At 62.5% G+C, this 24858-nt stretch carries 25 protein-coding genes; 10 read left to right on the top strand and 15 right to left on the bottom strand.

Annotated features, from left to right (window positions below; all coding sequences use genetic code 11):
- Nucleotides 1-30: 30 nt before the first annotated feature.
- The 5 genes from A3722_RS14650 (at nt 31) to A3722_RS14630 (ending at nt 3932) form a co-directional block, all read left to right on the top strand.
- Entirely contained in the window at nt 31-903 is an 873-nt protein-coding gene (locus A3722_RS14650) for a TIGR01459 family HAD-type hydrolase (protein WP_067629586.1), read from the top strand.
- Nucleotides 904-992: 89 nt separating this feature from the next.
- Complete coding sequence (locus A3722_RS14645; RefSeq protein WP_067629583.1) at nt 993-1436, top strand: MaoC family dehydratase; 444 nt, start codon at nt 993-995, stop codon at nt 1434-1436.
- A 62-nt stretch (nt 1437-1498) separates the two neighbouring features.
- Nucleotides 1499-2431 carry a bifunctional riboflavin kinase/FAD synthetase gene (locus A3722_RS14640; RefSeq protein WP_067629581.1) on the top strand — a complete coding sequence of 311 codons (933 nt, stop codon included), beginning with the start codon at nt 1499-1501 and terminating at the stop codon, nt 2429-2431.
- Nucleotides 2428-2898: a YcgN family cysteine cluster protein gene (locus tag A3722_RS14635; protein WP_067629579.1), complete on the top strand. Its 471-nt coding sequence runs from the start codon at nt 2428-2430 to the stop codon at nt 2896-2898. The genes A3722_RS14640 and A3722_RS14635 overlap by 4 nt, the downstream gene beginning before the upstream one ends.
- A complete protein-coding gene (locus tag A3722_RS14630) occupies nt 2898-3932 on the top strand; it encodes a threonine aldolase family protein (protein ID WP_067629577.1) in 1035 nt (344 codons plus the stop codon). Before A3722_RS14635 ends, A3722_RS14630 begins: the two co-directional genes overlap by 1 nt.
- A gap of 4 nt (nt 3933-3936) precedes the next feature.
- On the opposite strand, the gene A3722_RS14625 is transcribed toward A3722_RS14630, so the two are convergent.
- Together A3722_RS14625 and A3722_RS14620 are read right to left on the bottom strand one after the other, a co-directional pair.
- Nucleotides 3937-4734 (bottom strand): alpha/beta fold hydrolase, encoded by a 798-nt coding sequence (locus tag A3722_RS14625; RefSeq protein ID WP_067629575.1) that lies wholly within the window; start codon nt 4732-4734, stop codon nt 3937-3939.
- Nucleotides 4731-5327, bottom strand: coding sequence for a 2-hydroxychromene-2-carboxylate isomerase (locus tag A3722_RS14620; protein WP_067629573.1), 597 nt, complete (start codon nt 5325-5327; stop codon nt 4731-4733). The genes A3722_RS14625 and A3722_RS14620 overlap by 4 nt, the downstream gene beginning before the upstream one ends.
- A gap of 102 nt (nt 5328-5429) precedes the next feature.
- Here A3722_RS14620 and A3722_RS14615 point away from each other — a divergent pair, with 102 nt between their 5' ends.
- Nucleotides 5430-6449, top strand: coding sequence for a ribose-phosphate pyrophosphokinase (locus A3722_RS14615; protein ID WP_067629570.1), 1020 nt, complete (start codon nt 5430-5432; stop codon nt 6447-6449).
- A gap of 80 nt (nt 6450-6529) precedes the next feature.
- Here the strand turns inward: A3722_RS14615 and A3722_RS14610 are convergent, their stop codons facing one another.
- The 7 genes from A3722_RS14610 to A3722_RS14580 form a co-directional block, all read right to left on the bottom strand.
- Nucleotides 6530-6880, bottom strand: coding sequence for an H-type lectin domain-containing protein (locus tag A3722_RS14610; RefSeq protein WP_067629568.1), 351 nt, complete (start codon nt 6878-6880; stop codon nt 6530-6532).
- Nucleotides 6881-6990: 110 nt separating this feature from the next.
- A complete protein-coding gene (locus A3722_RS14605; protein WP_067629565.1) occupies nt 6991-7431 on the bottom strand; it encodes a F0F1 ATP synthase subunit epsilon in 441 nt (146 codons plus the stop codon).
- 12 nt (nt 7432-7443) lie between these two features.
- On the bottom strand, nt 7444-8868 hold the full coding sequence (atpD, locus tag A3722_RS14600; RefSeq protein WP_067629563.1) for a F0F1 ATP synthase subunit beta: 1425 nt from the start codon (nt 8866-8868) through the stop codon (nt 7444-7446).
- An 18-nt stretch (nt 8869-8886) separates the two neighbouring features.
- Nucleotides 8887-9768 (bottom strand): F0F1 ATP synthase subunit gamma, encoded by an 882-nt coding sequence (locus A3722_RS14595; protein ID WP_067629562.1) that lies wholly within the window; start codon nt 9766-9768, stop codon nt 8887-8889.
- A 15-nt stretch (nt 9769-9783) separates the two neighbouring features.
- Complete coding sequence (gene atpA / locus A3722_RS14590) at nt 9784-11322, bottom strand: F0F1 ATP synthase subunit alpha (protein WP_067629561.1); 1539 nt, start codon at nt 11320-11322, stop codon at nt 9784-9786.
- Nucleotides 11323-11883, bottom strand: coding sequence for a F0F1 ATP synthase subunit delta (locus A3722_RS14585; protein WP_067629603.1), 561 nt, complete (start codon nt 11881-11883; stop codon nt 11323-11325). It lies immediately after the preceding gene.
- Nucleotides 11884-12176: 293 nt separating this feature from the next.
- Nucleotides 12177-12923, bottom strand: a complete 747-nt coding sequence (locus A3722_RS14580; RefSeq protein WP_067629559.1) for a methyltransferase domain-containing protein — start codon at nt 12921-12923, stop codon at nt 12177-12179.
- 63 nt (nt 12924-12986) lie between these two features.
- On the opposite strand from A3722_RS14580, the gene gloB reads away from it, so the two are divergent.
- The 3 genes from gloB to A3722_RS14565 all read left to right on the top strand — a co-directional run bounded on the left by gloB (nt 12987) and on the right by A3722_RS14565 (nt 17198).
- Nucleotides 12987-13754, top strand: a complete 768-nt coding sequence (gloB, locus tag A3722_RS14575; protein ID WP_067629558.1) for a hydroxyacylglutathione hydrolase — start codon at nt 12987-12989, stop codon at nt 13752-13754.
- A gap of 175 nt (nt 13755-13929) precedes the next feature.
- Nucleotides 13930-16251 (top strand): ATP-dependent Clp protease ATP-binding subunit ClpA, encoded by a 2322-nt coding sequence (clpA, locus tag A3722_RS14570; protein WP_067629557.1) that lies wholly within the window; start codon nt 13930-13932, stop codon nt 16249-16251.
- Nucleotides 16248-17198 (top strand): M23 family metallopeptidase, encoded by a 951-nt coding sequence (locus tag A3722_RS14565; protein WP_067629556.1) that lies wholly within the window; start codon nt 16248-16250, stop codon nt 17196-17198. Before clpA ends, A3722_RS14565 begins: the two co-directional genes overlap by 4 nt.
- A 16-nt stretch (nt 17199-17214) precedes the next feature.
- Here A3722_RS14565 and A3722_RS14560 read toward each other — a convergent pair whose 3' ends face one another.
- From A3722_RS14560 to A3722_RS14550, 3 genes are all read right to left on the bottom strand, one after another.
- Entirely contained in the window at nt 17215-19152 is a 1938-nt protein-coding gene (locus tag A3722_RS14560) for a peptidoglycan -binding protein (RefSeq protein ID WP_067629555.1), read from the bottom strand.
- Nucleotides 19152-20351, bottom strand: coding sequence for a biopolymer transporter ExbB (locus tag A3722_RS14555; RefSeq protein ID WP_067629550.1), 1200 nt, complete (start codon nt 20349-20351; stop codon nt 19152-19154). Before A3722_RS14555 ends, A3722_RS14560 begins: the two co-directional genes overlap by 1 nt.
- 71 nt (nt 20352-20422) lie before the next feature.
- Complete coding sequence (locus A3722_RS14550; protein WP_067629545.1) at nt 20423-20953, bottom strand: gamma-glutamylcyclotransferase; 531 nt, start codon at nt 20951-20953, stop codon at nt 20423-20425.
- A gap of 66 nt (nt 20954-21019) precedes the next feature.
- Between A3722_RS14550 and A3722_RS14545 the strand changes: the two genes are divergently transcribed.
- A complete protein-coding gene (locus tag A3722_RS14545; RefSeq protein WP_067629544.1) occupies nt 21020-22027 on the top strand; it encodes a DUF2125 domain-containing protein in 1008 nt (335 codons plus the stop codon).
- A 7-nt stretch (nt 22028-22034) separates the two neighbouring features.
- Here A3722_RS14545 and A3722_RS14540 read toward each other — a convergent pair whose 3' ends face one another.
- Genes A3722_RS14540 through hisC form a run of 3 tightly spaced genes read right to left on the bottom strand, consistent with a single transcriptional unit; the run spans nt 22035 to nt 24828 of the window.
- Entirely contained in the window at nt 22035-22829 is a 795-nt protein-coding gene (locus A3722_RS14540; protein WP_067629538.1) for an extensin-like domain-containing protein, read from the bottom strand.
- The gene (locus A3722_RS14535; RefSeq protein WP_067629537.1) at nt 22826-23746 is read right to left on the bottom strand and encodes a prephenate/arogenate dehydrogenase family protein; all 921 of its coding nucleotides are present in this window, start codon (nt 23744-23746) and stop codon (nt 22826-22828) included. The genes A3722_RS14540 and A3722_RS14535 overlap by 4 nt, the downstream gene beginning before the upstream one ends.
- Complete coding sequence (gene hisC, locus A3722_RS14530) at nt 23746-24828, bottom strand: histidinol-phosphate transaminase (RefSeq protein WP_067629536.1); 1083 nt, start codon at nt 24826-24828, stop codon at nt 23746-23748. The genes A3722_RS14535 and hisC overlap by 1 nt, the downstream gene beginning before the upstream one ends.
- Nucleotides 24829-24858: the final 30 nt, after the last annotated feature.

Below are 24858 nucleotides of genomic sequence, written 5' to 3'. Positions count from 1 at the left end.
GCCCGCCCTCGCTTTTTGAAAGGCCGCACCATGACCCGCATTATCTCTGCCCTGCCCGACGTATCCGATCACTATGACGCGCTGTTCGTCGACCTCTGGGGCTGCGTGCATGACGGGCGCAAAGCGCTGCCCGATGCCGTCGCGGCCTTGCAAACTTATCGCCAGACCGGGGGCAAAGTGGTGTTGGTGACCAACTCCCCCCGTCCGCGTTCGGGCGTTGAGAAGCAGTTGCAACAGTTTGGCGTGCCAGAAGACGCATGGGACAGCATCGCCACCTCGGGCGATTCCGCGCGCTCTGCCATGTTCCGCGGTGCGGTGGGCGAAAAGGTCTGGTTCATCGGCCACCCCGGCGAGCGCAAGTTTTTCGAGCCGCTGGCGATCCTCGAAAACCCGGTAAATGTAGAAACTGTTCCGCTGGCCGAAGCAGACGGCATCGTCTGCACCGGCCCGGTCGACCCGATGGCCGACCCTGAGATCATGCGCCCCGAGTTCGAGCAGGCCATCGCCCGCGGCCTGAAACTGCTCTGCGCCAACCCCGATATCGTCGTGGACCGGGGCGAAGTGCGCGAATGGTGCGCCGGGGCACTGGCCGCGCTCTATACCGAGATGGGAGGCGAGAGCCTCTATTTCGGCAAGCCGCATGGCCCGATCTACGATCTCGCCCGCCGTCGCCTTGCAGCGCTTGAGGTCGACATCCCCGACAGCCGCATCCTTGCCATCGGAGACGGCATCCTGACGGACGTCAAAGGCGCGATGGACGAAGGCATCGATTCGCTGTTCATCACCGGGGGACTGGCCGCAGCAGAAACCGCGACCACCCAGCAACCGGACGAAGACAAGTTACGCGCCTATCTCGACCGCGAAGCCTCCTCCCCAACCTACGCAATCGGATTTCTCCGCTAACTCAGAAATGACTTGATTTTCTGCAGCTGCGAAGTAATAAAGTTGCAATAAGACGCACCCTGGCGTCACTTTGTTACCAAGGAGCCGTCATGTTGGACAATATGCCACGCGGGACGATCTGCATCGAAGACATCGAAATCGGGATGACTCGCCATCTGCGGAAGGTCGTGACCGATACGGATATCGAAATGTTCGCGCAGATTTCGACCGATCATAATCCGGTGCATTTGGATGACGACTATGCCCGCGACACGATCTTTGAAGGGCGCATTGCCCACGGCATGCTAACGGCGGGCCTAATCTCGGCGGTGATTGGCGAACAACTTCCCGGGCACGGCACAATCTACCTCGGGCAATCGCTCAAGTTCCTTGGCCCCGTGCGCCCCGGCGACATGGTGCTGGCCGAAGTCACCGTGACCGACATGGACATCGCCAAACGTCGCGTGAAAATGGACTGTCGCTGTTCGGTCGATGGCAAACCGGTGCTCGCCGGTGAGGCGACGGTGCTCGCCCCCTCCGCCAAGCTGGACTGAGCGGGCGGTTTTCGCCGCCTGAGCATCTTGCCCTTGCGCCGCCGCGCAGCTAGGCAAGGCACATGCGGATCATCCGAGATTATCAATTCGTCGACCTTGCAGATCGCGGTGCCACCGCCGCGATTGGCAATTTCGATGGCGTTCACCTTGGCCACCGCTCGGTGATCGAACTGGCGCAACGCGCCGCCCCCGATGCGCCCCTAGGCGTCGTCACCTTCGAGCCGCATCCGCGCGAGTATTTCGCCCCCGATGCCCCGCCCTTCCGCCTGATGGGCCGCGAATCCCGCGCGCATCGGCTGGAAAAGATCGGCGTTAAGCGGCTCTATGAGCTGGCATTCAACAGCACGCTGGCCAGCCTGAGCCCCGAGGCATTCGCCCGCGACGTGCTCCACGACGGGCTGGGGCTTGCGCATGTGGTTGTCGGCGCTGACTTCTGCTTTGGGAAGGGCCGCGCGGGCACGGCGGAAGATCTCGTCCGTTTCGGCGCGCAATATGGTTTCGGCGTCACCATCGCCCCGCTGATGGAGCGCGATGACCTTACCGTGTCCTCAACCGCGATCCGCGAAGCGCTGACCCGTGGTGAGACCCGCGAAGCCGCCGCCATGCTCGGCCATTGGCACCGGATCGACGGCCCTGTGATCTCAGGCGAACAGCGCGGGCGTGAATTGGGCTTCCCCACCGCCAACATGTCGATTGACGGTCTGCACCCGCCCGCCTTTGGCGTTTATGCTGTGTTGGTGGATGTGCTGGAGGGGCCGCATAAGGGCGGCTATCACGGTGCGGCCAGCATTGGCGTGCGGCCCATGTTCGGTGAGAACAAAGCCAACCTGGAAACCTATCTCTTTGACTTCAAAGGTGATCTCTACGGCGCACCGCTGTCTGTCGGGCTGGTCGAACACCTGCGCGGCGAAGAAAAGTTTGACAGCCTCGACGCGCTGATCACCCAGATGGGGGCCGACTGCGACCGCGCTCGAACCATTCTGGCGGCGCTATGAGCGATCCGATACCCCGCAAGGGCCTGACCCCGAAATTCTGGGAGAAGAAGCCGCTCAAAGAGATGTCGCAGACCGAATGGGAGGCGCTCTGCGATGGCTGCGGTAAATGCTGCTTGAACAAGCTAGAAGACGAGGACAGCGGCGAAGTGGCCCTGACCCGCGTCGCCTGCCGCCTGCTTGATGATAGTACCTGCCGCTGTGTGCATTACGAAAACCGGCACGAGTTCGTGCCCGACTGCATCGTGCTGCGCCCCGACAACCTCGATACCCACGCCTATTGGATGCCCCAGACCTGCGCTTACCGCCTGCTCTGGGAGGGCAAACCGCTGCCTGAATGGCACCCCCTGCTGACCGGCACCCCCGACAGCGTGCATGACGCCGGGGTCAGCGTGCAATTTGATACCGTGTCCGAATTTGATACCCCGTTCGAAGAATGGGAAGACCATATTATCAAGGAGCCCACCTGATGTTTTTCGCCTCTGACAACGCCGGCCCCGTCCACCCCAAGGTGATGGAGCGCGTGATCGCCGCTAATACGGACTACGCGATGCCCTACGGCAAAGACCCGATCATGGATGAGGTCCGCGCGCAGATTCGCGAACAGTTTGAGGCACCTGAGGCGGAGGTCTACCTCGTCGCCACCGGCACCGCGGCCAATGCGCTGGCGCTGGCCTGCTACACCCAGCCGTGGCAGACGATCTTTTGCTCCAAGGTCGCGCATATCGAAGAGGATGAGTGCAACGCGCCGGAGTTCTACGCAGGTGCGGCCAAGCTGACACTGGTGGAGACTGAAGACAAGATGACCCCCGACGCCCTGCGCCGCGCCATCGTCGCGCGGGTGGCGGGCGATGTGCACACGCCGCAACGCGGCCCGGTGTCGATCACGCAGGTGACGGAACGCGGCGGGGTGCATAGCCTTGAAGAATTGCAGGCGCTGACAGCGGTGGCCAAGGAATACGACCTGCCCGTGCATATGGACGGCGCGCGTTTTGCCAATGCGCTGGTGGCTCTGGGCTGCACCCCGGCTGAGATGACGTGGAGATCGGGCGTTGATGTGGTCAGCTTCGGCGGCACCAAGAACGGCTGCATGGGGGTCGAGGCGGTGGTCTTTTTTGACCCCAAAAAAGCATGGGAATTCGAGCTGCGCCGCAAGCGCGGGGCGCATCTGTTTTCCAAACACCGTTTTCTGTCGGCGCAGATGGCGGGCTACCTTGCGGATGGGGCTTGGCTGGAAACGGCCAAGATGGCCAACGCCAATGCGGCGCATCTGGCCCAAGGGCTGCGCAAAGCGGGGGCGGAATTCTTACATGAGCCTGCGGCAAACATGATCTTTGCCCGCTTCCCCCGCGCCATTCACCGCAAGTTGCATGACGCAGGCGCGCGCTATTACCTTTGGGATGGCACGCTGGACGGCGATGGTAACGAGATGCTGGCCGCGCGGATGGTCTGCGACTGGTCGATCAGCCGTGACCAGATCGACCAGTTCCTAAGCCACTTCTAAGCAGTCACGCCAGCGGCACGTCGTTCAGGAAATCGCGTATCGCTTCGGCGACTTCGGCGGGGTGCGTGATCGGCACCATATGCCCTGCCCCGTCGACTGAAACCCGCCGCGCGTTCGGCAGACGGCGCATCAGCGACGCATTGATCGCATGCGCCGCTTTGGGCGACCCGCTCCCCTCCACCAGCAGTGCGGGCATTGACGCGCGGTCGAACATGCCCGGCGCCAGCAACCCGGCGCTGTCCTCTCCGAGGAAGGGCGAAGAGGCGGGGATGAAACCGATCCGATCGACCATATAGGCGCGGGTCGGTTCGGGAATTTGGTCCCATTTCGTGCCATCGCCCCAGACCCGGTTAAACAGCCGCGCGGCGGTCTCCTTGTCGCCCTCGGCCAAGGCGGCCTCAAATGCCGCGTTCTGTTCATTGTATTCGGCCATCGCGTCAGGATCGTCCCGTTTGGCGGCGGCGAAATAGACTGGCTCAATCAGGGTAATGCTGCGCACCAATTCGGGGTGCTCGATCGCCAGCCGCAGCGCGACCGTCGCACCAAAGGAATGGCCAATCAGATCCATCGGCGCTTCGAGCAGGCTGAGCGCCATGCCGGTCGCTACATCGTGGATATTGCCCTGCCCGTCCCAATCGCCTGATCGCCCGTGCATCGGCAGATCGAAGGCCCGCAGGGTCAGCTCGTCCGATAGGGCAGCCCCAACGCCACGCCACGCACCAGAATGCGCCAGTGAGCAATGGATCGCCAGCGCCGGGCGCGGGCCGTGACCGAAACGGCGCGCGTTGACTTCTGGGATCACAGCTTGCCCCCGAGGTGCAGATCGAGGTCTTCCAATCGGTCTTGCCCCCAGAACTTCTGATCGCCGACAATATAGAAAGGCGCGCCGAAAACGCCCTGCGTGACCGCCTCTTCAAGGTTCGCAGAATAGGTCTCGGCCCCCTGCAACAACCCGCTGTTCGCCAGATCGGGGTCAAAACCCGCCTCTTCCAGACAGGCACGGACCACATCGTCATGGCCGATGTCCTTTTCTTCGGCCCAGACGGCGCGGGTGATGGCATGGGTCAACTTGCCCAGATCACCGCCCCCTGCATTCTGTGCGGCGATGACCGCATAGGCCGCAGGTGCGCCATTGGTGGGCCAATGCGCGGGCTTGAGGTTGAAGGGCAAATCCAGCTTGCGCGCTTGACGCGGCAGGTCTTGTGCGCGGTATTCGTTGCGGCTGGGGTGACGCTCTGCCGGGGGCATGCCGCCGGTGCGCGGGAAGGCCGCGATAATGTCGAAAGGCTTGTACACGATCTCAGCACCGTGCTTTTCGGCGATCTCCTCAAGCCGATTCCCGGCGAGGTAGCAATAGGGTGACAGGGTCGCGAAAAAATAGTCGATCCGGGCCATTTGGCTCTCCTTCGGGGGCGGTGCAGCTTTGCCCGACCGTAAGCGCATGCTAAGCGGTGTCAACGTCACGAATCTGCAACCTACCGCTGCCCCGGAGCCCCTATGCCACGCACTTCAGAACCAAAACTGATCTCAGGCAATGCCAATATGCCGCTTGCCAAGGCCATCGCGCGGCGCATGTCGCTGCATCGCGGCGTTAACGTGGGGCTCGTCGATGCGCGGGTCGAACGGTTCAACGACGGCGAGATTTTCGTCGAAGTTTATGAGAACGTGCGCGGCGAGGATATGTTCATCATCCAGCCCACGTCGAACCCCGCGAACGACAACCTAATGGAACTGATGATCATGGCCGACGCGCTGCGCCGCTCCTCGGCGGCGCGTGTGACGGCCGTTTTGCCCTACTTCGGCTATGCCCGGCAGGACCGCCGCACCAAAGCCCGGACGCCGATCACCGCCAAGATGGTCGCCAATATGCTGACCGGCAGCGGTATTGAACGAATCCTGACGATGGACCTGCATGCGGCGCAGATTCAGGGCTTCTTCGATATCCCGGTCGACAACCTCTACGCCTCGCCGATCTTTGCACTGGATATCAAGGACGCCTTTAAGGACCAGATGGACGATCTGATGGTCGTCAGCCCCGATGTCGGCGGCGTGGCCCGTGCGCGTGAACTGGCCAAGCGGATCAACTCCCCCCTGTCGATCGTCGACAAACGCCGCGAGAAGGCGGGCGAAGTGGCCGAGATGACCGTGATCGGCGACGTGAAGGGCAAGACTTGCCTGATCGTGGACGACATCTGCGACACCGCAGGCACGCTGTGCAAAGCTGCCGAAGTCCTGCTGGAGAATGGCGCGAAGGAAGTGCACTCCTACATCACCCACGGTGTCATGTCCGGCCCTGCGGTTGAGCGGGTCGAGAACTCGGTCATGAAATCGCTGGTCATCACCGACAGCATCGCGCCGACCCCTGCGATCAAGAAGGCGCCGAACATCCGCATCGTCCCGACCGCGCCGATGTTTGCCCAAGCGATCTTGAACATCTGGAACGGCACCTCGGTCTCTTCGCTGTTCGAGGCGGAAACGCTCGGCCCGATCTATGACGGGATGTACGCGGCAAACTAAGCCGCAGGCTGTGATCTAGGGCTGGCCTCCGCGGGCCGCCCTCCCCCTGCTGGGCCGCTCTCTCTCACCGAGCGATGCACCTAGCCGACGACCCAGTCGTCATCCCCCCCCACCGCGCCAATCGCTGTCCATGCCAAACGCGCCCGTGCAACGCGGGTGTCGCCCCATGTGCGGAACACCATGTCAAAGCCGCTCTCGCTCACCGCCTCGGCGCCGATATCGGCGCGGGTGACGGTGCTGGCGTCGATGTCCCAAAGCGACATGCTCACCTGAACATGCGGCGGCTCCCGGAAGGGTTCTGAAAAGCTGATCCGGCGGCGGCGTTCGCGCTGGCCCTCGCCCGTCCACATCGATCCGCCGTCTTCGAACTCAGAGAACAGCATGACATCGCCACTGTCCACGCCGATCGTATGGGTGCGAAGTCGTTTCATATTGGGCGCCTGCCTGCATTTACGGTCATCAGGCAATGATGCCGCAGCAGAAGGGAGCATAAAAGCAAAAAGCCCCGCCGAGGCGGGGCTTTTCACTGATTTTCAAAGCATTACAGGCTGGGCTGTTTGCTCGACAATCCGATGTGATCGCCAACGGCAACCATATCGGCCAGAAGCTTGGCTGCGTCATCCACGGGACCGGGTTCGTTTTCCCAGTTGTCCTTGGCGCGGGTGTAGACGGCATGCGCCTCTGCCACCATGCTGTCCATCTGTTCCTGCGTCATGTCGGCACGCGCCACGGCACGTTCCGCCAGCACAGACACGCCGCCCTGACCGCCGATTTCGGCGAAACCGCCGGTCACGACATATTCAGACGTGCCCTCCGGCCCTTCCACGCGCAGAAGGCCCGGACGCAGGGTGGTGATGGTGGGTGCATGATCGGCCATGGCCGTCATGTCACCCTCAGTGCCCGGAATTTGCACGGCCGTCACCTGCATCGATGCCAGCCGCCGTTCCGGCGAAACGAGGTCGAATTGCATTGTGTCTGCCATTGTCAGCGCTCCTTAAGCGGCGTCTGCCGCCATTTTCTCGGCTTTCGCCTTCACGTCTTCGATGCCACCAACCATGTAGAAGGCACCTTCGGGCAGGTGATCGTACTCACCGGCAACCACGGCCTTGAACGACGCGATGGTTTCTTCCAGCGGCACCTGAACACCGTCGGAGCCCGTGAACACTTTCGCCACGTCGAAGGGCTGGCTGAGGAAACGCTCGATCTTACGCGCACGTGCCACGGTCAGTTTGTCTTCTTCGCTCAGTTCATCCATGCCGAGAATGGCGATGATGTCCTGAAGCGATTTGTAGCGCTGAAGCACCTGCTGCACGTCTGTCGCCACCTTGTAGTGCTCGTCGCCGATGATCAGCGGGTCAAGCAAACGCGAGGTGGAGCCGAGCGGGTCAACCGCCGGGTAGATGCCCTTTTCCGAGATCGAACGGTCGAGAACCGTTGTCGCGTCGAGGTGAGCAAAGGAGGTCGCAGGCGCCGGGTCGGTAAGGTCATCCGCAGGGACGTAGACGGCCTGCACGGAGGTGATCGAACCGGATTTGGTCGACGCAATCCGCTCCTGCATCACGCCCATGTCGGTCGCCAGCGTTGGCTGGTAGCCCACAGCCGAAGGAATACGGCCCAGCAGAGCGGACACTTCGGAACCGGCCTGCGTGAAGCGGAAGATGTTGTCGACGAAGAACAGAACGTCGGAACCGGATTCGTCGCGGAACTGCTCGGCCAGCGTCAGGCCGGTCAGGGCGATCCGCATCCGCGCACCGGGAGGTTCGTTCATCTGGCCGTAGACCAGCGCAATTTTCGAATCGACGAGGTTGTCAGGGACGATAACGCCGGATTCGATCATCTCGTGGTAAAGGTCGTTGCCCTCACGGGTACGCTCACCCACGCCCGCGAACACCGACAGACCGGAGTGCACTTTGGCGATGTTGTTGATCAGTTCCATGATGAGAACCGTCTTGCCCACGCCGGCACCGCCGAAGAGACCAATTTTACCACCCTTGGTGTAAGGCGCCAGAAGGTCGATGACCTTGATGCCTGTCACGAGGATTTGTGTCTCGGTGGACTGCTCAGCGAACTCAGGCGCTTCGCCGTGAATGGCGCGCGTCGCGTCAGAGTTTACCGGACCCTGTTCATCAACCGCATCGCCGGTGACGTTCATGATACGGCCCAGTGTGGCGTTGCCCACGGGCACGCGGATCTGGTCGCCTGTGTCTGTCACGGCCTGACCGCGCACCAGACCTTCGGTCGCGTCCATGGCGATGGCACGGACTGTGTTTTCGCCAAGGTGCTGCGCCACTTCGAGAACCAGCGTTTTGCCCTGGTTTTCGGTGTGCAGCGCGTTGAGAATCTCCGGCAGGTCGCCTTCGAATTGAACGTCAACGACAGCGCCGATGACCTGTGTGATTTTACCGACAGCATTTGCCATGTCGTTTCTCCGATTTGCTTACAGCGCTTCCGCGCCGGAAATGATTTCGATCAGCTCGTTGGTGATGACAGCCTGACGCGAGCGGTTGTACTGGATGGTCAGTTTGTCGATCATCTCACCCGCGTTGCGTGTGGCGTTGTCCATCGCCGACATACGCGCACCCTGCTCGGACGCGCCATTCTCCAGCAAAGCCGAGAAGATCGCCGTGGCGACCCCGCGCGGCAGAAGATCGGCCAAGACCGCCTCTTCGCTGGGTTCATAGTCGAACAATGTGGACGCACCGCTGTCTTCGTCCGCGTCTGCTTCGAATTTGGCCGGGATGATCTGCTGCGCCGTCGGCGTCTGCATCACCACGTTCACGAACTTCGCATAGAAGATCGTCGCCACGTCAAATTCGCCCGCGTCAAAGCGGTTCAGCACGTCCTGCGCGATGTTTTGCGCATCACCATAGCCGATCTTTTTGACTTCGCTGAGGTCAACGTGACCGACCAGATGGTCGCCCAAGTCACGCCGCAGCGCATCACGGCCTTTTTTGCCAACGGTGAGGATTTTCACCTCTTTGCCCTGGGCCAGCAGTTCACGCGCATGGGCTTTCGCCTTCTTCGCGATGTTGCTGTTGAAGCCGCCGCACAGCCCGCGTTCGGCGGTCATGACCACCAGCAGATGCACTTTGTCTTCACCCGTGCCGCTGAGCAGCTTAGGCGCGCTGTCGGAACCGCCAACGCTGGCCGCGAGCCCTGCCATCACGGCATTGAACCGCTCAGTATAGGGACGCGAAGCCTCGGCAGCCTCCTGCGCGCGGCGAAGTTTCGCCGCGGCAACCATTTGCATGGCCTTGGTGATCTTGCGGGTCGATTTGACCGACGCGATCCTGTTCTTCAGGTCCTTGAGATTTGGCATTGCCTTATCTCCCGTTTAAGCGAAGTCGGCGGCGAAACCGTCAATGGCGGCTTTGATCTTCTCTTCCAACTCGCCTTTGACCTTGCGGTCATTGTTGGTGATGTCCTTGAGAAGGTCGTCGTGCTTGCTGCGCAGATGCGCCAGCAGGCCTGCCTCGAAACGGCCAACCTCCGACACGTCCACCTTGTCGAGATAGCCATGCGTACCGGCGTAGATCACGCAGACGATTTCCGAGTTGGTCAGCGGCGCGTACTGCGGCTGCTTCATCAGTTCGGTCAGACGTGCACCACGGTTCAGCAGCTGCTGAGTTGCGGCGTCAAGGTCGGAGCCAAACTGAGCAAAAGCTGCCATTTCGCGGTACTGAGCCAGCGACAGTTTCACCGGGCCAGCAACGCTCGACATCGCCTTAGTCTGAGCCGAGGAGCCAACACGCGAAACCGACAGACCGGTGTTCACGGCAGGACGGATGCCTTGGTAGAACAATTCGGTCTCAAGGAAGATCTGACCGTCGGTGATCGAGATCACGTTGGTCGGAATAAACGCGGACACGTCGCCACCTTGGGTTTCGATGATCGGCAGAGCCGTCAGCGAGCCGTTGCCAGCTTCGTCACCCAGCTTCGCGGAACGCTCAAGCAGGCGGGAGTGGAGATAGAAAACGTCGCCAGGGTAAGCTTCACGGCCCGGTGGGCGGCGCAGCAGCAGGGACATCTGACGGTAGGACACGGCCTGTTTGGAGAGGTCATCATAGATGATCAGGGCGTGACGGCCATTGTCGCGGAAATGCTCTGCCATCGCGGTCGCGGCGTAGGGCGCGAGGAACTGCATCGGAGCAGGCTCGGACGCGGTCGCGGCCACAACGATCGAGTAGTCGATCGCGCCGGTTTCTTCGAGCTTTTTCACAAGCTGAGCAACGGTCGAACGCTTCTGGCCGATGGCGACATACACGCAGTACATCTTTTTGCCTTCGTCGTCGCCAGCAGCGGCGTTAACCTGCGCTTGGTTCAGCATCGCGTCGAGGGCGACAGCGGTTTTACCGGTCTGACGGTCACCAATGATCAGCTCACGCTGGCCACGGCCGATTGGGATCATCGCGTCAACGGACTTGAGGCCAGTCGCCATCGGCTCATGCACCGATTTACGCGGGATGATGCCCGGCGCTTTGACGTCGGCGATGCCGCGCTTGGTGGCGCCAATGGGGCCTTTGCCGTCAATGGGGTTACCCAGACCGTCAACAACGCGGCCCAGCAGTTCGTCACCGATTGGCACGTCCACGATGGAGTTGGTGCGCTTGACGGTGTCGCCTTCTTTGATGTCACGGTCGGAACCGAAGATAACAACACCGACGTTGTCCGCTTCGAGGTTCAGGGCCATGCCCTGAATGCCGCCGGGGAATTCGACCATTTCACCGGCCTGAACGTTGTCCAGACCATAGACGCGGGCGATACCGTCACCGACGGAGAGAACGCGACCCACTTCGGCCACTTCGGTTTCCTGACCGAAATCCTTGATCTGGTCTTTCAGGATCGCAGAAATCTCTGCTGCTTGGATACCCATTTATCCGACCTCTTTCATTACATTCTGGAGGGAATTGAGCTTGGAACGGATCGACGTATCGATCATTTTCGAGCCCACTTTGACGACAAGACCGCCGATGAGGCTTTCATCAACGGTCGCATGAAGTGATACTTTTTTGCCGGTGGAGGCATTGAGCGACTTGGTCAGCTTGTCCGACTGCGTCTTAGTCAGCGCCTTGGCCGTGGTGACATCAGCGGTGATCTCGCCTTTGGCTTCGGCAATCGTTTCGCGCAGCGCTTTGACCAGCGCGGGCAGCACAAACAGACGACGCTTTTGCGCCATCAGCGCCAGCGTGCTCGCCATGGTCTTGGTCAGGCCCATTTTGTCGGCCAGCACTTTGATCGCCTGCGCCTGCTGTTCGCGCGTATAAAGCGGCGAAGTGATCAGGCGCTGAAAGTCATCGCTGTCGGTCAAGGCCGCTTCAAGCGCGGTAAGATCGCCCTCGATGGCATCGACCTGATTGGCCTCGCGGGCCAGATCATACACGGCTGTCGCATAACGTTCCGCGATGCCGGTGGAAATGGAAGCAGGTTCGGACACGTCCATCCTCTCGTTCAATAAGCGCCGGATATGCGAAGATGTCGCGTCACCAGCAGTTGGCGCGGCTTGAAGTTACCCAAGACGTCTAAATCAGGGGCGATGTAGCAGACAGGTTCACGCCCGGCAACACAGTATAGGCAGGTAATGTCCCGGCGTGCTGCAATATTGCAAGGGCGGCGGCCTGTCGCGGCTCTTTGCCGCAGAAAAATGCTGGCTTTGTCACCACGGATGTGCGGACAGGCGAATCCTCCGCCGCTCACTTTAGGCCCTAAGTCTACATTGCTCTGGGGGGCTTAGACCGGTTTAGCCTGCGGCTCAGTCATGCCCTCCAGCACCCCGATGGCGCGCCTTGCGGTGCTGCGCTGCGGACGGCCTCGTGGTGGATAGACCAGTTTCGTGGCCTCCACCAAGATCGCACCGCCGCCCATCATCGTTGGCATTTGGCGACCTATTCTCTCAAACAAAGGCGCTGATTTCATCCAGATTCGCTGCTGTGAAGGGAACTGGAACAGTGCGCCAAGATGCCTTTCGGGAAGAAACTGATGTTTGCGGAGCTGCGTTTCCAACTGCCCCGGCGAATAGGGCCGCCCATAGCCAAAAGGCGTGCGATCCCGCCGCGCCCACATGCCCGCACGGTTTGGCACAATAAACAGCGCTTTGCCCCCCGGCCCCAGTACGCGCCAGCATTCATCCAACAATTCACTCGGCCGTTCCGACGTCTCAAGCCCATGCATCAACACCAGCTTATCCACCGCCCCCGTCTCTACCGGCCAAAGCGTCTCTTCGGTCAGGACCGAGGTATTCGGCATCCCCGCGGGCCAAGGCATCACGCCTTGCGGGCCGGGCATCAGCACCATCACGCGCCGGGCATCGGCCAGATAGGGCCGCAGCAGGGGTGCTGCAAAGCCAAAGCCCACGACGGTTTGCCCCTTCGCCTCGGGCCACAACTCCAACAAGCGCCCGCGCAAGGATTTCTGCGCCGCACGTCCCAACGCGCTGCGATAATAGAAATTGCGCAGATCCTGTACATCAAGATGCATTGCAGCCCGCCTTGGTGAGTGTCACTCTAACCCGACCATAACAACACAGCGAGGTAAGACGCCATGGCCTTTGATCTGGTCACGATTCCCTGTCTGTCGGACAACTACGCTTTCCTGCTGCGCGACCATGACAGCGGCGCCGTGGCGCTGGTCGATGTACCCGAAGCCGCCCCGATCATGGCAGAGCTTGATCGCCGGGGCTGGACGCTGAGCCAAGTTTGGTTAACCCACCACCACCCCGACCATGTCCAAGGGCTGGCCGAACTGCTGACCCGCTTCCCCGCCGAGGTGATCGGGGCCAAGGCCGACGCCCACCGCCTGCCCCCGCTAGACCGCGACGTGGCAGAGGGCGACACCGTTGAACTTGGCGCGCTAAAGGCCGAGGTGCTGGATGTTTCAGGCCACACCGTCGGCCATATCGCCTTTCACGTGCCGGATACCAAAGCGGCCTTTACCGCCGACAGCCTCATGGCGCTTGGCTGTGGCCGTCTGTTCGAAGGCACGCCCGCGCAGATGTGGGACAGTCTACAAAAGCTGGCCGCCCTACCCGGCGATACGACGATCTGCTCGGGCCACGAATACACCGCCGCCAACGCAAAATTCGCCCTGACCGTTGATCCGCAGAACCCGGCGCTTATATCAAGGGCCAAGGACATCGACAGCGCCCGCGCCAAGGGGCAGCCGACCGTCCCCTCGCCGCTTTCACTGGAACTAGAAACCAATCCCTTCCTGCGCCCGGGCGATCCCGCCATTCGCGCGACATTGGGGATGCCAGACGCCACCGACACAGAAGTGTTCACCGAAATCCGCAGGCGCAAAGACCAGTTCTGAATGCCTGCAATCATGGCCCAAAGTCCTCGCTCACGGCAAATGTGACCGATTCGGACCAGAATCTTCTTGAAGATGGGCGATGATCAACCAAACTCTAATACTATGAGGCCATGGTCGGACCGGGGCCTGAGATATCTCAGCACCTCACCGACCCCGATCGAAAAGGAGCACGCCCGTGCCTTCATTCTCGACTACACTTGAGCAGGCAATCCACGCGGCCCTCGCGCTGGCAAACGCCCGCCGCCACGAATTTGCAACGCTCGAACATCTGCTGCTGGCCTTGCTCGACGAACCCGACGCCGTGCAGGTCATGAAAGCCTGTTCCGTTGATGTCTCTGACCTGCGCGAAACACTGGTCGAATTCGTCGACGATGATCTGAGCAACCTGATCACCGACATCGACGGTTCCGAAGCGGTGCCCACGGCGGCCTTCCAGCGCGTGATCCAGCGCGCCGCGATCCACGTGCAATCCTCGGGCCGGACCGAAGTGACGGGCGCGAACGTGCTGGTCGCCATCTTCGCCGAACGCGAAAGCAACGCCGCCTACTTCCTGCAAGAACAGGATATGACCCGCTATGACGCGGTGAACTTTATCGCCCATGGCGTCGCCAAAGACCCGGCATATGGTGAATCCCGCCCCGTCACAGGCGCACCAGAAGCCGAAGAAGAGGCCCAAGGCGTCACCGATGGCGACAAGAAGGAATCCGCGCTGGCGAAATATTGCGTGGACCTCAACGCCAAATCCCGCGAGGGCGATATCGATCCGCTGATCGGCCGCGAGGGTGAGGTTGAGCGCTGCATTCAAGTGCTCTGCCGCCGCCGCAAGAACAACCCGCTGCTGGTGGGTGATCCGGGCGTGGGCAAAACCGCCATCGCCGAGGGGCTGGCACGCAAGATCGTCGCCGGCGAAACGCCCGAGGTTCTGGCCAACACCACGATCTACTCGCTCGACATGGGCGCGTTGCTGGCTGGCACCCGCTACCGCGGCGATTTCGAGGAACGGCTGAAAGCTGTCGTGACCGAGCTGGAAGAACATAAAGACGCGGTGCTTTTCATCGACGAAATCCACACCGTGATCGGTGCCGGTGCCACTTCAGGCGGCGCGATGGATGCCTCCAACCTGCTGAAGCCCGCGCTTCAGGGCGGCAAGCTGCGTACCATGGGCTCCACCACCTATAAGGAGTTCCGCCAGCACTTTGAGAAAGACCGCGCGCTGTCGCGCCGGTTCCAGAAAATCGACGTAAGCGAGCCTTCGGTCGAAGACGCCACCAAGATCCTCAAGGGGCTGAAACCCTATTTCGAGGAGCATCACAGCGTCAAATACACCTCCGACGCGATCAAGACCTCTGTCGAACTGGCGCACCGCTATATCAACGACCGCAAGCTGCCTGACTCAGCGATCGACGTGATCGACGAAGCGGGTGCCGCACAGCATCTCGTGGCCGCCTCCAAGCGCCGCAAGACCATCGGCACCAAGGAGGTCGAAGCCGTGGTGGCCAAGATCGCCCGCATCCCGCCGAAAAACGTCTCCAAGGACGACGTGGTGGTGCTGAAGGATCTGGAAAGCTCGCTCAAGCGGGTGGTCTTTGGGCAGGACGATGCCATCGTGGCGCTGTCTTCGGCCATCAAACTGTCCCGCGCGGGCCTGCGCGAGCCGGACAAACCCATCGGCAACTACCTCTTCGCCGGACCAACCGGTGTGGGTAAAACCGAGGTGGCCAAGCAACTGGCCGACACGCTGGGGGTGGAACTGCTGCGCTTCGACATGTCGGAGTATATGGAGAAGCACGCCGTCTCTCGTCTGATCGGCGCGCCTCCGGGCTATGTCGGTTTTGACCAGGGTGGCATGCTGACCGATGGCGTGGACCAGCATCCGCACTGCGTGCTGCTGCTCGACGAGATGGAGAAGGCGCATCCGGATGTCTACAACATCCTGTTGCAGGTGATGGACCACGGCAAGCTGACCGATCACAACGGCCGCACAGTGGATTTCCGCAATGTGGTACTGATCATGACCTCCAACGCTGGTGCTTCCGAGCAGGCGAAAGAGGCCGTGGGCTTTGGCCGCGAACGTCGCACCGGTGAAGACACCGCCGCGATTGAGCGGACCTTCACGCCGGAGTTCCGCAACCGTCTCGACGCTGTCATCAGCTTCGCACCGCTGCCGAAATCGGTGATCCTGCGGGTGGTCGAAAAGTTCGTGCTGCAACTCGAAGCGCAACTGATGGACCGCAACGTGACCATCGAACTCAGCAAGAAGGCCGCCGAATGGCTTGCCGACAAGGGCTACGACGACAAGATGGGCGCCCGCCCCTTAGGCCGCGTGATCCAAGAGCACATCAAAAAGCCGCTGGCCGAGGAACTGCTCTTTGGCAAACTGGCCAAAGGCGGTGTGGTCAAGGTTGGCGTCAAGGACGACGCGCTGACGCTCAAGGTCTTGGGCACCGAAAGCAAGCGCCTGTCAGGTGATCGGCCCCCGCTGCTCACCGCGGAATGATCACACGGGCCGCGCTGGCCCTGATCCTCTCCTCCGCCAGCCCTGCGCTGGCGGAGGATGTGCAACTGGCCTTCCCGCTGGATTGCACCCTCGGGCAGGATTGCCACATCCAACAATATATGGACCAAGACCCAAGTGCCGCGGCGCACGATTACCGCTGTTCGAGGCTGACCTATGACGAACACAAGGGCACCGATTTCGCCCTACCCGACCGCGCAGCGATGGCGGCAGGTGTCACCGTTCGCGCAGCGGCGGCTGGCGTGGTCAAAGGGCTGCGAGACGGCATGGCCGATGGCGCGCCACTCTCGGAAGTCCAAGGGCGCGAATGCGGCAACGGCGTGGTCATCGACCTCGGCCGCGGGTGGGAAACACAGTACTGCCACCTGAAACGCGGGTCACTGCGCGTGACGGACGGGCAAGCGGTCGCTGTCGGCGACGCTCTCGGGCTGGTCGGCCAGTCCGGCAAGGCCGCCTTCCCGCATCTTCACCTTTCGCTGCGCCACAATGGCAACCCGGTTGATCCATTCGCCCCCGAAGGCAACCCTTGCGAGGAACCAGTTAAGTCGCTCTGGGAAGACACCCCGCCCTACCGCCCCGGCGGGCTGATCGCGCTCGGCTTTGCGGACCGCATTCCCAGCTATGATGAAATCAAGGCGGGCGATGCCAATCACGACACCCTCCCCAAGGATGCGCCTGCCTTGGTCATCTACGGTTACAGCTATGGCACCCAAAAGAACGACGTGCTGCGCCTCAGCCTTGCGGGGCCAAGCGGCACCGTGATCGAAAGGGATGTGGTGCTAGAGAAACCGCAGGCGCAGTCGTTTCGTGCCATCGGCAAACGCGCCGCCGCCGGAACATGGCCCGCCGGGCGCTATCGCGGCACGGTTACCCTGCTGCGCGATGGCCGGGTGATTGACGAAAAGACCGGCGCGTTGACGCTGCAATAGACCGGCTTTCCCCCGCTCACTTTTCGGTAAATTTAAGCTCGATCCGCCGGTTCTGCGCCCGCGCGGCTTCGGTATTGCCCTCGGCCACGGGCTGGTACTGGCCAAAGCCATTGGCCGCCAAACGATCCGGCGCGATGCCAAGGAAGTTGACCATATATTTGACCACCGACAGCGCCCGCGCTTGGCTCAACTCCCAATTGTCCGCGAACGCCCCAAAGCCGGAAAGCGGCACATTATCGGTATGGCCATCGACACGGATCACCCAGTCGATCTCTGCCGGGATCTCGTCTACCACGCTGCGCAGAATGCCCGCCACCTTGGCAATCTCGCCTTGCCCGTCTTGGCTCAGCACCGCACTGCCCGGCCCGAAAAGCACCTCGGAAGAGAAGACAAATCGGTCGCCTTCGATCCGCACGCCCTCCTGATTGCCCAGAAGGTCACGCAACCGGCCAAAGAATTCCGAGCGGTACTGGGCGAGGTTCTTGCTCTCCTCCTCCAGCCGCTTGCGCTCTGCCGCTTCGAGCTCGGCGCGACGCCGTTCCTCTGCCGCCACCCGTGCCAGCGCTGTGTTCAACTCGGACCCGAGCGATTGCAACTCAACCGACCTTGCCGCATCCCGCGCCACGGCATCGTCGAGCAGCGCCTGTAGGTTGCCCAGTTGCGCGCGCAGCTCCGCGACCTGCTGGTTCAGCAATTCGGTCTGACGCTGGGCCTCGGCGCTGACCGCCTTCTCGTCGGCCAAGGTCTTTTCGGCCTGCGCCAGTAGAGCGGCGCGGCGCTCGGCGGCGGTGGTCTTGTCCTCGGCCAGCGTCTCAGCGGCAAGCTTTGCCGCCAGCGCCTGCGCCAGACGTTCGCGCAGATCCGACTGCGAGCCGCTCAGTGCTTCGCCCTCTTGTTCAAGGCTCTGCACGCGGGCCAGCGCCTCGGCCAAGCGGGCATTCAACGCCTGCTCGGTCACCTCCGCCTGCGACAGTTGTGTGCGCAAGTCCTCTTCGGTGCCCTCTGCCGCGTCCAACTCTTCGGCCAGCGCGGCACGCTCGGCCTCCAGACCTGCACTGCTTTGTTCAGCCGTCTCCAAGCTCAGCAGAGCTGCGGCGAGTTCACTGTCCAGATCGCTTCGCGCCGCGCGCGCGGCGGCCAGCAAGGTCAAGGTGTCTTCGGCCTTCTTGCGCTGCGCCTCAAGCGAGAGGGTCATGGCCGTCAATTCCGCATCCGCATCCTCAAGCCGGTCGCGCAATGCCTGCGCCGCTGCGGCTTCGGCCAGACGGGCGGCTTCCTCGGCGCTGAGCGCCTCTTCGGCCTCTAACACCTCGGCGTTGAGTGCTGCGACCTCCGCCTCGGATTCAGCGTTTTGGGCACGCAGATCGGCCACCAGCGCATCCAACGCCTCGCGCTTTGCCGCGGCCAGCCGGGCCGTTTCCGCCTGCGCGTCGATCTCGTCCCGCGCGGTGCTCAGCGCGAGGTTCAGCGCCTCTTGCTCATCCAGCAACGCGGCTTCGCGATCTTCCAAGCTTCCGATCCGCGCCTGATCTTCGGCCTGCGAAGCCAGAAGGGCCGCCACCCGCGCCTCGAACCCGGTGATCTCGGCCTCCGCGGCCTGCAACGCGGCCTCTTGGGCGTCGCGTTCAGAGGTCAGCCCGGCGATCACCGCTTCTTGGCGCGACACCTCATCGCGGGCATCGTTCAGTGAGGCATTCAGTGCCCCAAGCCGGGCTTCCAGCCGCGCGGTGGTGCGTTCCTCGACGCCAAGCGCTTGGGCAAGGGCCGCGACCTCTCCGGCCAATTCGTTCAACTCGCTCTCTTGGCCGCTGATGCGTTCGGTCAGGACGAACTGCACGACCATAAAGATCGTCAACACGAACATCAGAACCAGCAAAAGCCCGGTCATCGCATCGACGAACCCCGGCCAGATCGAGCCCTGAAACCGTGCGCCTGTCCGCCGGGAAAGTGCCATTACTGGTCCCCGCCACCGGGGACATCGCCGGCCCGCAGGCGACGGGCCTCAGGCGCGCGCTGCCCGGAAAGCGCCTTGGCCAGCAGTGAGATATCCTTGCGGAATTCGGCCATCGTCTCTTGCCGCCCGGCAGAAATCTCTTCGAGAATGCGCAGCATCTGCACGTCGATTGAGCGCAGCCGCATCCGCCTTTCCGCGTCGATCCCCTCGCCCGCCACTTGCCCTTCGAGCACGGCAATCAACCGGTCTTGCCCGTCGGCCACCCGATCAAGCGCGCTGTTCGTCGTCGTGTCATGCTCCATCCGCGTGGTCATCCGGTCAACGGCATCGGCAAGCTTGCCCAGCTTGTCGTCCACCATGGCGCGGCTGACGTCGGACTGGGTGAACATCTGCTGCATCTCGGCCATCTGTTCGACCATCTGGTCCATCACGCTGGCCATGATATTTTGGTCGCCCACATCGTCGCCCGAGGTCAGCCCGACCCGCGTGATGGAGCTCAACCAATCTTCGAGCTCTTGGTAGAAACGGTTCTGACCGTGGCCCGCAAAAAGCTCCAACAGCCCGACGACGAGAGAACCCGCAAGCCCCAAAAGCGATGAGCCAAAGGCCACGCCCATGCCGCCTAACTGCGCCTCAAGCCCGGTCATCAGGCGACCAAAGACATCAACCCCTGCCTCCCCCTCGCCGGGGGCGAGCGAGCGGATCGTGTCGACCACAGCGGGCACGGTCGTAGCAAGCCCGTAGAAGGTGCCGAGAAGACCGAGGAAAATCAGCATGTTGACGATGTAGCGCGTGATCTCGCGTACTTCGTCAATACGTGATGCAACGGAATCAAGGATCGAACGGGTTGAGGCCGTGCTGACCTGCATCCGCGCACCGCGTTGGCGCAACAGCGACGCCAAAGGCGCCAGCAGCTGTGGCGGTTGCGCGTCGGGTTCGGCGTTGTCGGCGGCGAAATCCTCGATCCAGCGGACCGAGCCGATCAGCTGCGTCACCTGATAGAAACAGGCCAGCACACCGACGACGAAAACAAAGATGATGACCCCGTTAAGCCATGGGTTCGCGGCAAAGATCGGCAGCACACTGGGCAGGGCCAAAAAAGCGCCCACGCCGGTCAATGCCAATACGATCAGCATCAGAGAAATCTGACGCACCGGTTGTGAAAACTGCGGTTTTGCCTTGCGGTCTGGCTGTGCCATGCGGCCTTTCCTGACCCTCTATTCTGCTCTTGGCGCAGCTTACACTGAAACAGCGAAGAGTTGCCAAGTTTTTATGAGGCTAAAGCCTTTACGCGATCATGCAACCACTCCAACGCGGGGTCATGCAAGCCCACTTCGGAAAGATGCACGGCAGTGTTGATTAAATACTCGGTATTTGGCCCGCGGCCGCCTACGGCGCGTGCAATGATCTGGGCCTGTTCTTCCAGTGGCAAGCCGCCGCAATATTGGTCATGCGCCGCGTCGATCACATAGGTCACCGCCTCCACGTCGCGGCCATCGGTCAGATGCACGGTGAGGTTTTTCTCGACATAGGCCGAGGAGATCAGCTCACGTTCGCGCAGATAGTCCAGCGTCTGCGCCTCCTGCCCCGGAGCCACGCGCATCGCCATGCCTTCGCAGGCCGAGCGGACAGATTCGTCGAGCGCCAGCACCAACCCCGGCTGCTCCACCGTGCCGCGGTGGTGGATCGAGCGCATGCAGAACGACCGCGCATAGCCCGGCAGCGTGGCGATCACGCTTTCCGCCACCTCAAAACCCGGGTTCCACAAAAGGCTGCCATAGCCAAATACCCACATTGTCATCCTGCTGGTCCTTTCTGCTGGCCTTCGGTAAACCGCATCTGAAGCACGATTTGAAGGGCTATCGAAATGCGGAAACTGGTTTGGCTGCTGATTGTGCTCGCCGTACTTTGGGGCGCGTGGTGGGCCACTGCGACGACGCAGATGCAAAGCACCCTGACCGGCCTGCTCGACACCCGCCGCGCGGCGGGGTGGGAGGTGACGCTCAAGGACATCAGCAAATCGGGATTCCCCCTCGCCTTGCAAAACCGGCTGAGCGGGCTTGCCGTGGCGGCCCCCGCCCGCGGCTTAGCATTTGAGGCCCCGCAGCTTGATCTTTCCGCCCCGGTCTGGTGGCCCGGCGACCTTTCTGCGCGCGCCTCGGTCGCAAGCGCCGCGCTGCCTGCAGGCGCGCTGCCCTTGACGCTGAACATACGTGACCTGCGTGCCGAGTTGGCGCTGCACCCCGGGACCACGCTGCAACTCGAAGCGATTGAGTTCCGCAGCACGCATCTTGAGGTCAATGGCCCCGACGGGCTGTTGCTGGAAGCCGAAGAGCCCCGGATGCGGGTCACGCAATCTTCGGGCGCGGCGCGGGACTATGACATTGCCTTGCTGCCCGGCGGCATCACCCCCGGCCCGCTGCTGCGCAAGGTTCTGGGGGACGGCGCGGTGCAGCCCGGCGGGCAGCCGATCCTGTCTGCGCGGATGGCCGTGACCTTTGCCCGCCCGCTGGATCGTCACAGCGCGGTGGCGGGCACCCTGCCGCAGATCGACGCGCTGACGGTTGAGAATGTCGATGCCGCATGGGGCGACGTGGCTCTGGGCGCCGAAGGGGCGCTGACCTTTGATGCCGAGGGCATTCCCGAAGGGGTGCTAAGCCTGCGGGTCACCAATTGGTCCAAACTGCTTGATGCGGGCGAACGTGGGGGTTTCCTGCCGCCCTCCATGCGCGGGCAGGTGAATACCATGCTGCGGCTGTTGGAGGCGCGAGGTGGCACGCCAGGCGGGCTTGATCTTGATCTGGTCTTTGCCGATGGGCAGATGGTCCTTGCGGGCCTTCCGCTTGGCCCGGCACCGCGATTGATCCAGCCGTAAGCGGGCCTTAGCGGCAGTAGCTGCCGCTGCGATACCGCGCCGTGTCGAAATGGAAATGGTCTTGGTGATAGCGGTCTGCTTCTGGCCCAAGCACCGTGCCGAACGGCCCGCAAGCACCCCGGTGCATCCGCCGCATCGCCTTGCTGCTGCGGCGGGCGCGCCAGCCTTTCAACACGGTGATCAAGCTACCGTCCGCCAGTTCAAACCCGGAGATATCAATCGCGCGGCCCTTACCGTGCTCGGATATCTTGCCGCCTTTGTGGTTGTTCCGCGTCCGGCAAGCGTAATGCGCCGCGACCCTTAGCTCTTTCAGCCCGCCGCCCTGTCCTGCCAAAGCGGGCACCGCCGACTGGCGCACCCATGTGTCCAGCGCCTTGGCCGTAGTGCAATCCATCACCGCGGCATTGCTGAGCTTGATGCCTGAGACGGAGCGCACTTTGACCGCGTTCTCGACTCCGCAACCGTTGATCTTGCCGGGCACCCGGCCCACCGGCGTGCCCTGTATTGCCAAGTCTCCGCAAACCGCCCCCTTGGCCAACATCTGCCGACGTGCGCGGGCGGCTTTCTCGATTTTGCGGCTGCGCAGCGCGGGGCGAAGCGAATTTTCCAACCCCCGCCCCCCTTCAGCAGCAGCACGGGCGGCGGGGTCACGCTTGGGCTGTTCAATCGCGCCCGAGGGAACGACGATCAGCGGCAAGGTATCCCCATTGTCCCGCGGAACCGGGCGTTGCGAACTGTCCGGCCCCGCGGCCAGGGCCATCTGCCCCAGCACGATCAGCGGCAGGACAGCCCAGCCCTTCATGACTTGCGTGCCCCTCGGCCAAAGTCGGGCGCGTCGGTGTCCTGCCCCGCCTCGATAATGCCGCGCCGGATCGCGCGGGTGCGGGTAAAATAGGCGTGCAGATGATCGCCGTCGCCGGTGCGGATCGCGCGTTGCAGGGCAAAAAGTTCTTCGGTGAAGCGGCCAAGGATCTCCAGCGTGGCGTCTTTGTTGGTCAGGAACACATCGCGCCACATGGTCGGATCGCTCGCCGCGATCCGGGTGAAGTCCCGAAAACCGGCGGCGGAATATTTGATGACTTCGCTGTCGGTCACCCGGCGCAGGTCGTCGGCCACGCCCACCATCGTATAGGCGATGAGGTGCGGCGCATGAGAGGTGACCGCAAGCACCAGATCGTGATGCTCGGCGTCCATCTCTTCGACATTGGCGCCCGCCCCTTCCCAAAGCGCGCGCAGCCGCGCGATGGCGTCCTTGTCTGTCCCCTCGACTGGGACCAGCAGACACCAACGGTTGTCGAAAAGCTCGGCAAAGCCGCTGCGCGGGCCGGAATGCTCGGTTCCTGCCAGCGGGTGAGCGGGGATGAAATGCGCGCCTTCGGGCAGATGCGGCCCCACCTGCGCGATCACATCGGCCTTGACCGAGCCCACATCCGTCACCGTGGCACCGGAGGCCAGATGCGGCGCGATTTCGGCGGCGACGGCCCCCATGACGCCGACCGGTACGCAGAGCACCACCAGATCGGCGCCCCTAACGGCTTCGGCGGCGCTGTCGCAGACCCGGTCGCAGAGGCCGATCTCGCGCGCCGTGGCGCGGGTCTCGTCGCTACGGGCATAGCCTGTGACTTCGCCCGCCAGCCCGCCGCGTTTCATCGCCCAGAAAAGCGACGAGGCGATCAGCCCCAGCCCGATCAGAGCGACCCTGTCATAGACCTGCGCCATCAGCTGCCTCCCTTAAATTGCCGCACCGCATGGACCACGCGGCGGCAGGCGCTTTCGTCGCCTACGGTGATGCGCAAGCAGTTGGGCAAGTTGTATCCCGCCACCCGGCGCACGATCAAACCTTGGGACTTGAGGTAGTCGTCGCAGGCTTCCGCCTCGGCCTGGTTGGCGAAACGGGCCAGCACGAAATTGGCGAGCGAGACATCCGAGGGCACGCCGATCTCTGCCAGCGCATCGGCGAGCCATGTGCGCCAGCGGGCGTTCTCGGCACGGCAATGGTCGGTATAGGCCCGATCACGCATCGCCGCTTCGGCGGCGTTGAGTGCTGCCTGCGAGAGGTTGAACGGCCCCCGCACGCGGTTGAGCACGTCGATCACATGGGCGGGTCCATAGCCCCAACCGATGCGCAGACCGCCCAGCCCGTAGAGCTTGGAAAAGGTGCGCGTCATCACGACGTTATCGCGCCGGTCCACCAGTGCGGCTCCGCCGTCGTAGCCCTCGACATATTCGGCATAGGCCCCGTCGAGCACCAAAAGCGCCTGCGGCGGCAGCCCCTCGGCCAGCCGTTCGATCTCAGCCAAACCGATCATCGTGCCGGTGGGGTTGTTAGGGTTGGCGATGAACACCAACCGCGTCGCATCGGTACAGGCGGCGAGGATCGCATCGACATCCGTCACCCGCTCACGCTCGGGCACCTCCACGGGCGTGGCGCCGGCGGCGAGGGCAGAGATGCGGTACATGGCAAAGCCGTGTTCGGTGTGCACCACCTCGGTCCCCGGTCCGGCATAGGCTTGGCAAAGGAAGGCGATGATTTCATCCGAGCCCGCGCCGCAGATGATCCGCCCCGCATCAAGGCCCAGTACCTCGGCGATGGCGGCGCGCAGCGCGCTATGATCGGAAGACGGGTAGCGATGCAGATCATAGGCCGCGCGGCGATAGGCTTCGACGGCGGCAGGGCTTGGCCCCAGCGGGTTTTCGTTCGAGCTGAGTTTGACCACATTATCAAGGCCCGCGACATGCGCCGCACCCCCTTGGTAAAGGTCAATCTCCATAATGCCCGGTTGCGGTGCGATCTGTGTCATCTCGCTCTTTTCCTCACGCTACTGCCGCCC

The sequence above is a fragment of the Sulfitobacter sp. HI0027 genome (assembly GCF_001634775.1).
GTDB lineage: Bacteria > Pseudomonadota > Alphaproteobacteria > Rhodobacterales > Rhodobacteraceae > Sulfitobacter.
The sequence above is the reverse complement of the archived record's forward strand: the minus strand, read 5'-3'. Positions and strand labels throughout refer to the sequence as shown.

Bases quoted from the DNA above. Each gene is read 5' to 3' on its own strand.
- A3722_RS14555 (WP_067629550.1), bottom strand. From the start codon at position 20,351: ATGGCACAGCCAGACCGCAAGGCAAAACCGCAGTTTTCACAACCGGTG.
- A3722_RS14565 (WP_067629556.1), top strand. From the start codon at position 16,248: ATGATCACACGGGCCGCGCTGGCCCTGATCCTCTCCTCCGCCAGCCCT.
- A3722_RS14640 (WP_067629581.1), top strand. From the start codon at position 1,499: ATGCGGATCATCCGAGATTATCAATTCGTCGACCTTGCAGATCGCGGT.
- A3722_RS14630 (WP_067629577.1), top strand. From the start codon at position 2,898: ATGTTTTTCGCCTCTGACAACGCCGGCCCCGTCCACCCCAAGGTGATG.
- gloB (WP_067629558.1), top strand. From the start codon at position 12,987: ATGGCCTTTGATCTGGTCACGATTCCCTGTCTGTCGGACAACTACGCT.
- A3722_RS14610 (WP_067629568.1), bottom strand. From the start codon at position 6,880: ATGAAACGACTTCGCACCCATACGATCGGCGTGGACAGTGGCGATGTC.
- A3722_RS14615 (WP_067629570.1), top strand. From the start codon at position 5,430: ATGCCACGCACTTCAGAACCAAAACTGATCTCAGGCAATGCCAATATG.
- A3722_RS14605 (WP_067629565.1), bottom strand. From the start codon at position 7,431: ATGGCAGACACAATGCAATTCGACCTCGTTTCGCCGGAACGGCGGCTG.
- A3722_RS14620 (WP_067629573.1), bottom strand. From the start codon at position 5,327: ATGGCCCGGATCGACTATTTTTTCGCGACCCTGTCACCCTATTGCTAC.
- A3722_RS14595 (WP_067629562.1), bottom strand. From the start codon at position 9,768: ATGCCAAATCTCAAGGACCTGAAGAACAGGATCGCGTCGGTCAAATCG.
- A3722_RS14635 (WP_067629579.1), top strand. From the start codon at position 2,428: ATGAGCGATCCGATACCCCGCAAGGGCCTGACCCCGAAATTCTGGGAG.
- A3722_RS14535 (WP_067629537.1), bottom strand. From the start codon at position 23,746: ATGGCGCAGGTCTATGACAGGGTCGCTCTGATCGGGCTGGGGCTGATC.
- A3722_RS14645 (WP_067629583.1), top strand. From the start codon at position 993: ATGTTGGACAATATGCCACGCGGGACGATCTGCATCGAAGACATCGAA.
- atpD (WP_067629563.1), bottom strand. From the start codon at position 8,868: ATGGCAAATGCTGTCGGTAAAATCACACAGGTCATCGGCGCTGTCGTT.
- A3722_RS14650 (WP_067629586.1), top strand. From the start codon at position 31: ATGACCCGCATTATCTCTGCCCTGCCCGACGTATCCGATCACTATGAC.
- hisC (WP_067629536.1), bottom strand. From the start codon at position 24,828: ATGACACAGATCGCACCGCAACCGGGCATTATGGAGATTGACCTTTAC.
- A3722_RS14550 (WP_067629545.1), bottom strand. From the start codon at position 20,953: ATGACAATGTGGGTATTTGGCTATGGCAGCCTTTTGTGGAACCCGGGT.
- A3722_RS14560 (WP_067629555.1), bottom strand. From the start codon at position 19,152: ATGGCACTTTCCCGGCGGACAGGCGCACGGTTTCAGGGCTCGATCTGG.
- A3722_RS14540 (WP_067629538.1), bottom strand. From the start codon at position 22,829: ATGAAGGGCTGGGCTGTCCTGCCGCTGATCGTGCTGGGGCAGATGGCC.
- A3722_RS14545 (WP_067629544.1), top strand. From the start codon at position 21,020: ATGCGGAAACTGGTTTGGCTGCTGATTGTGCTCGCCGTACTTTGGGGC.
- A3722_RS14580 (WP_067629559.1), bottom strand. From the start codon at position 12,923: ATGCATCTTGATGTACAGGATCTGCGCAATTTCTATTATCGCAGCGCG.
- atpA (WP_067629561.1), bottom strand. From the start codon at position 11,322: ATGGGTATCCAAGCAGCAGAGATTTCTGCGATCCTGAAAGACCAGATC.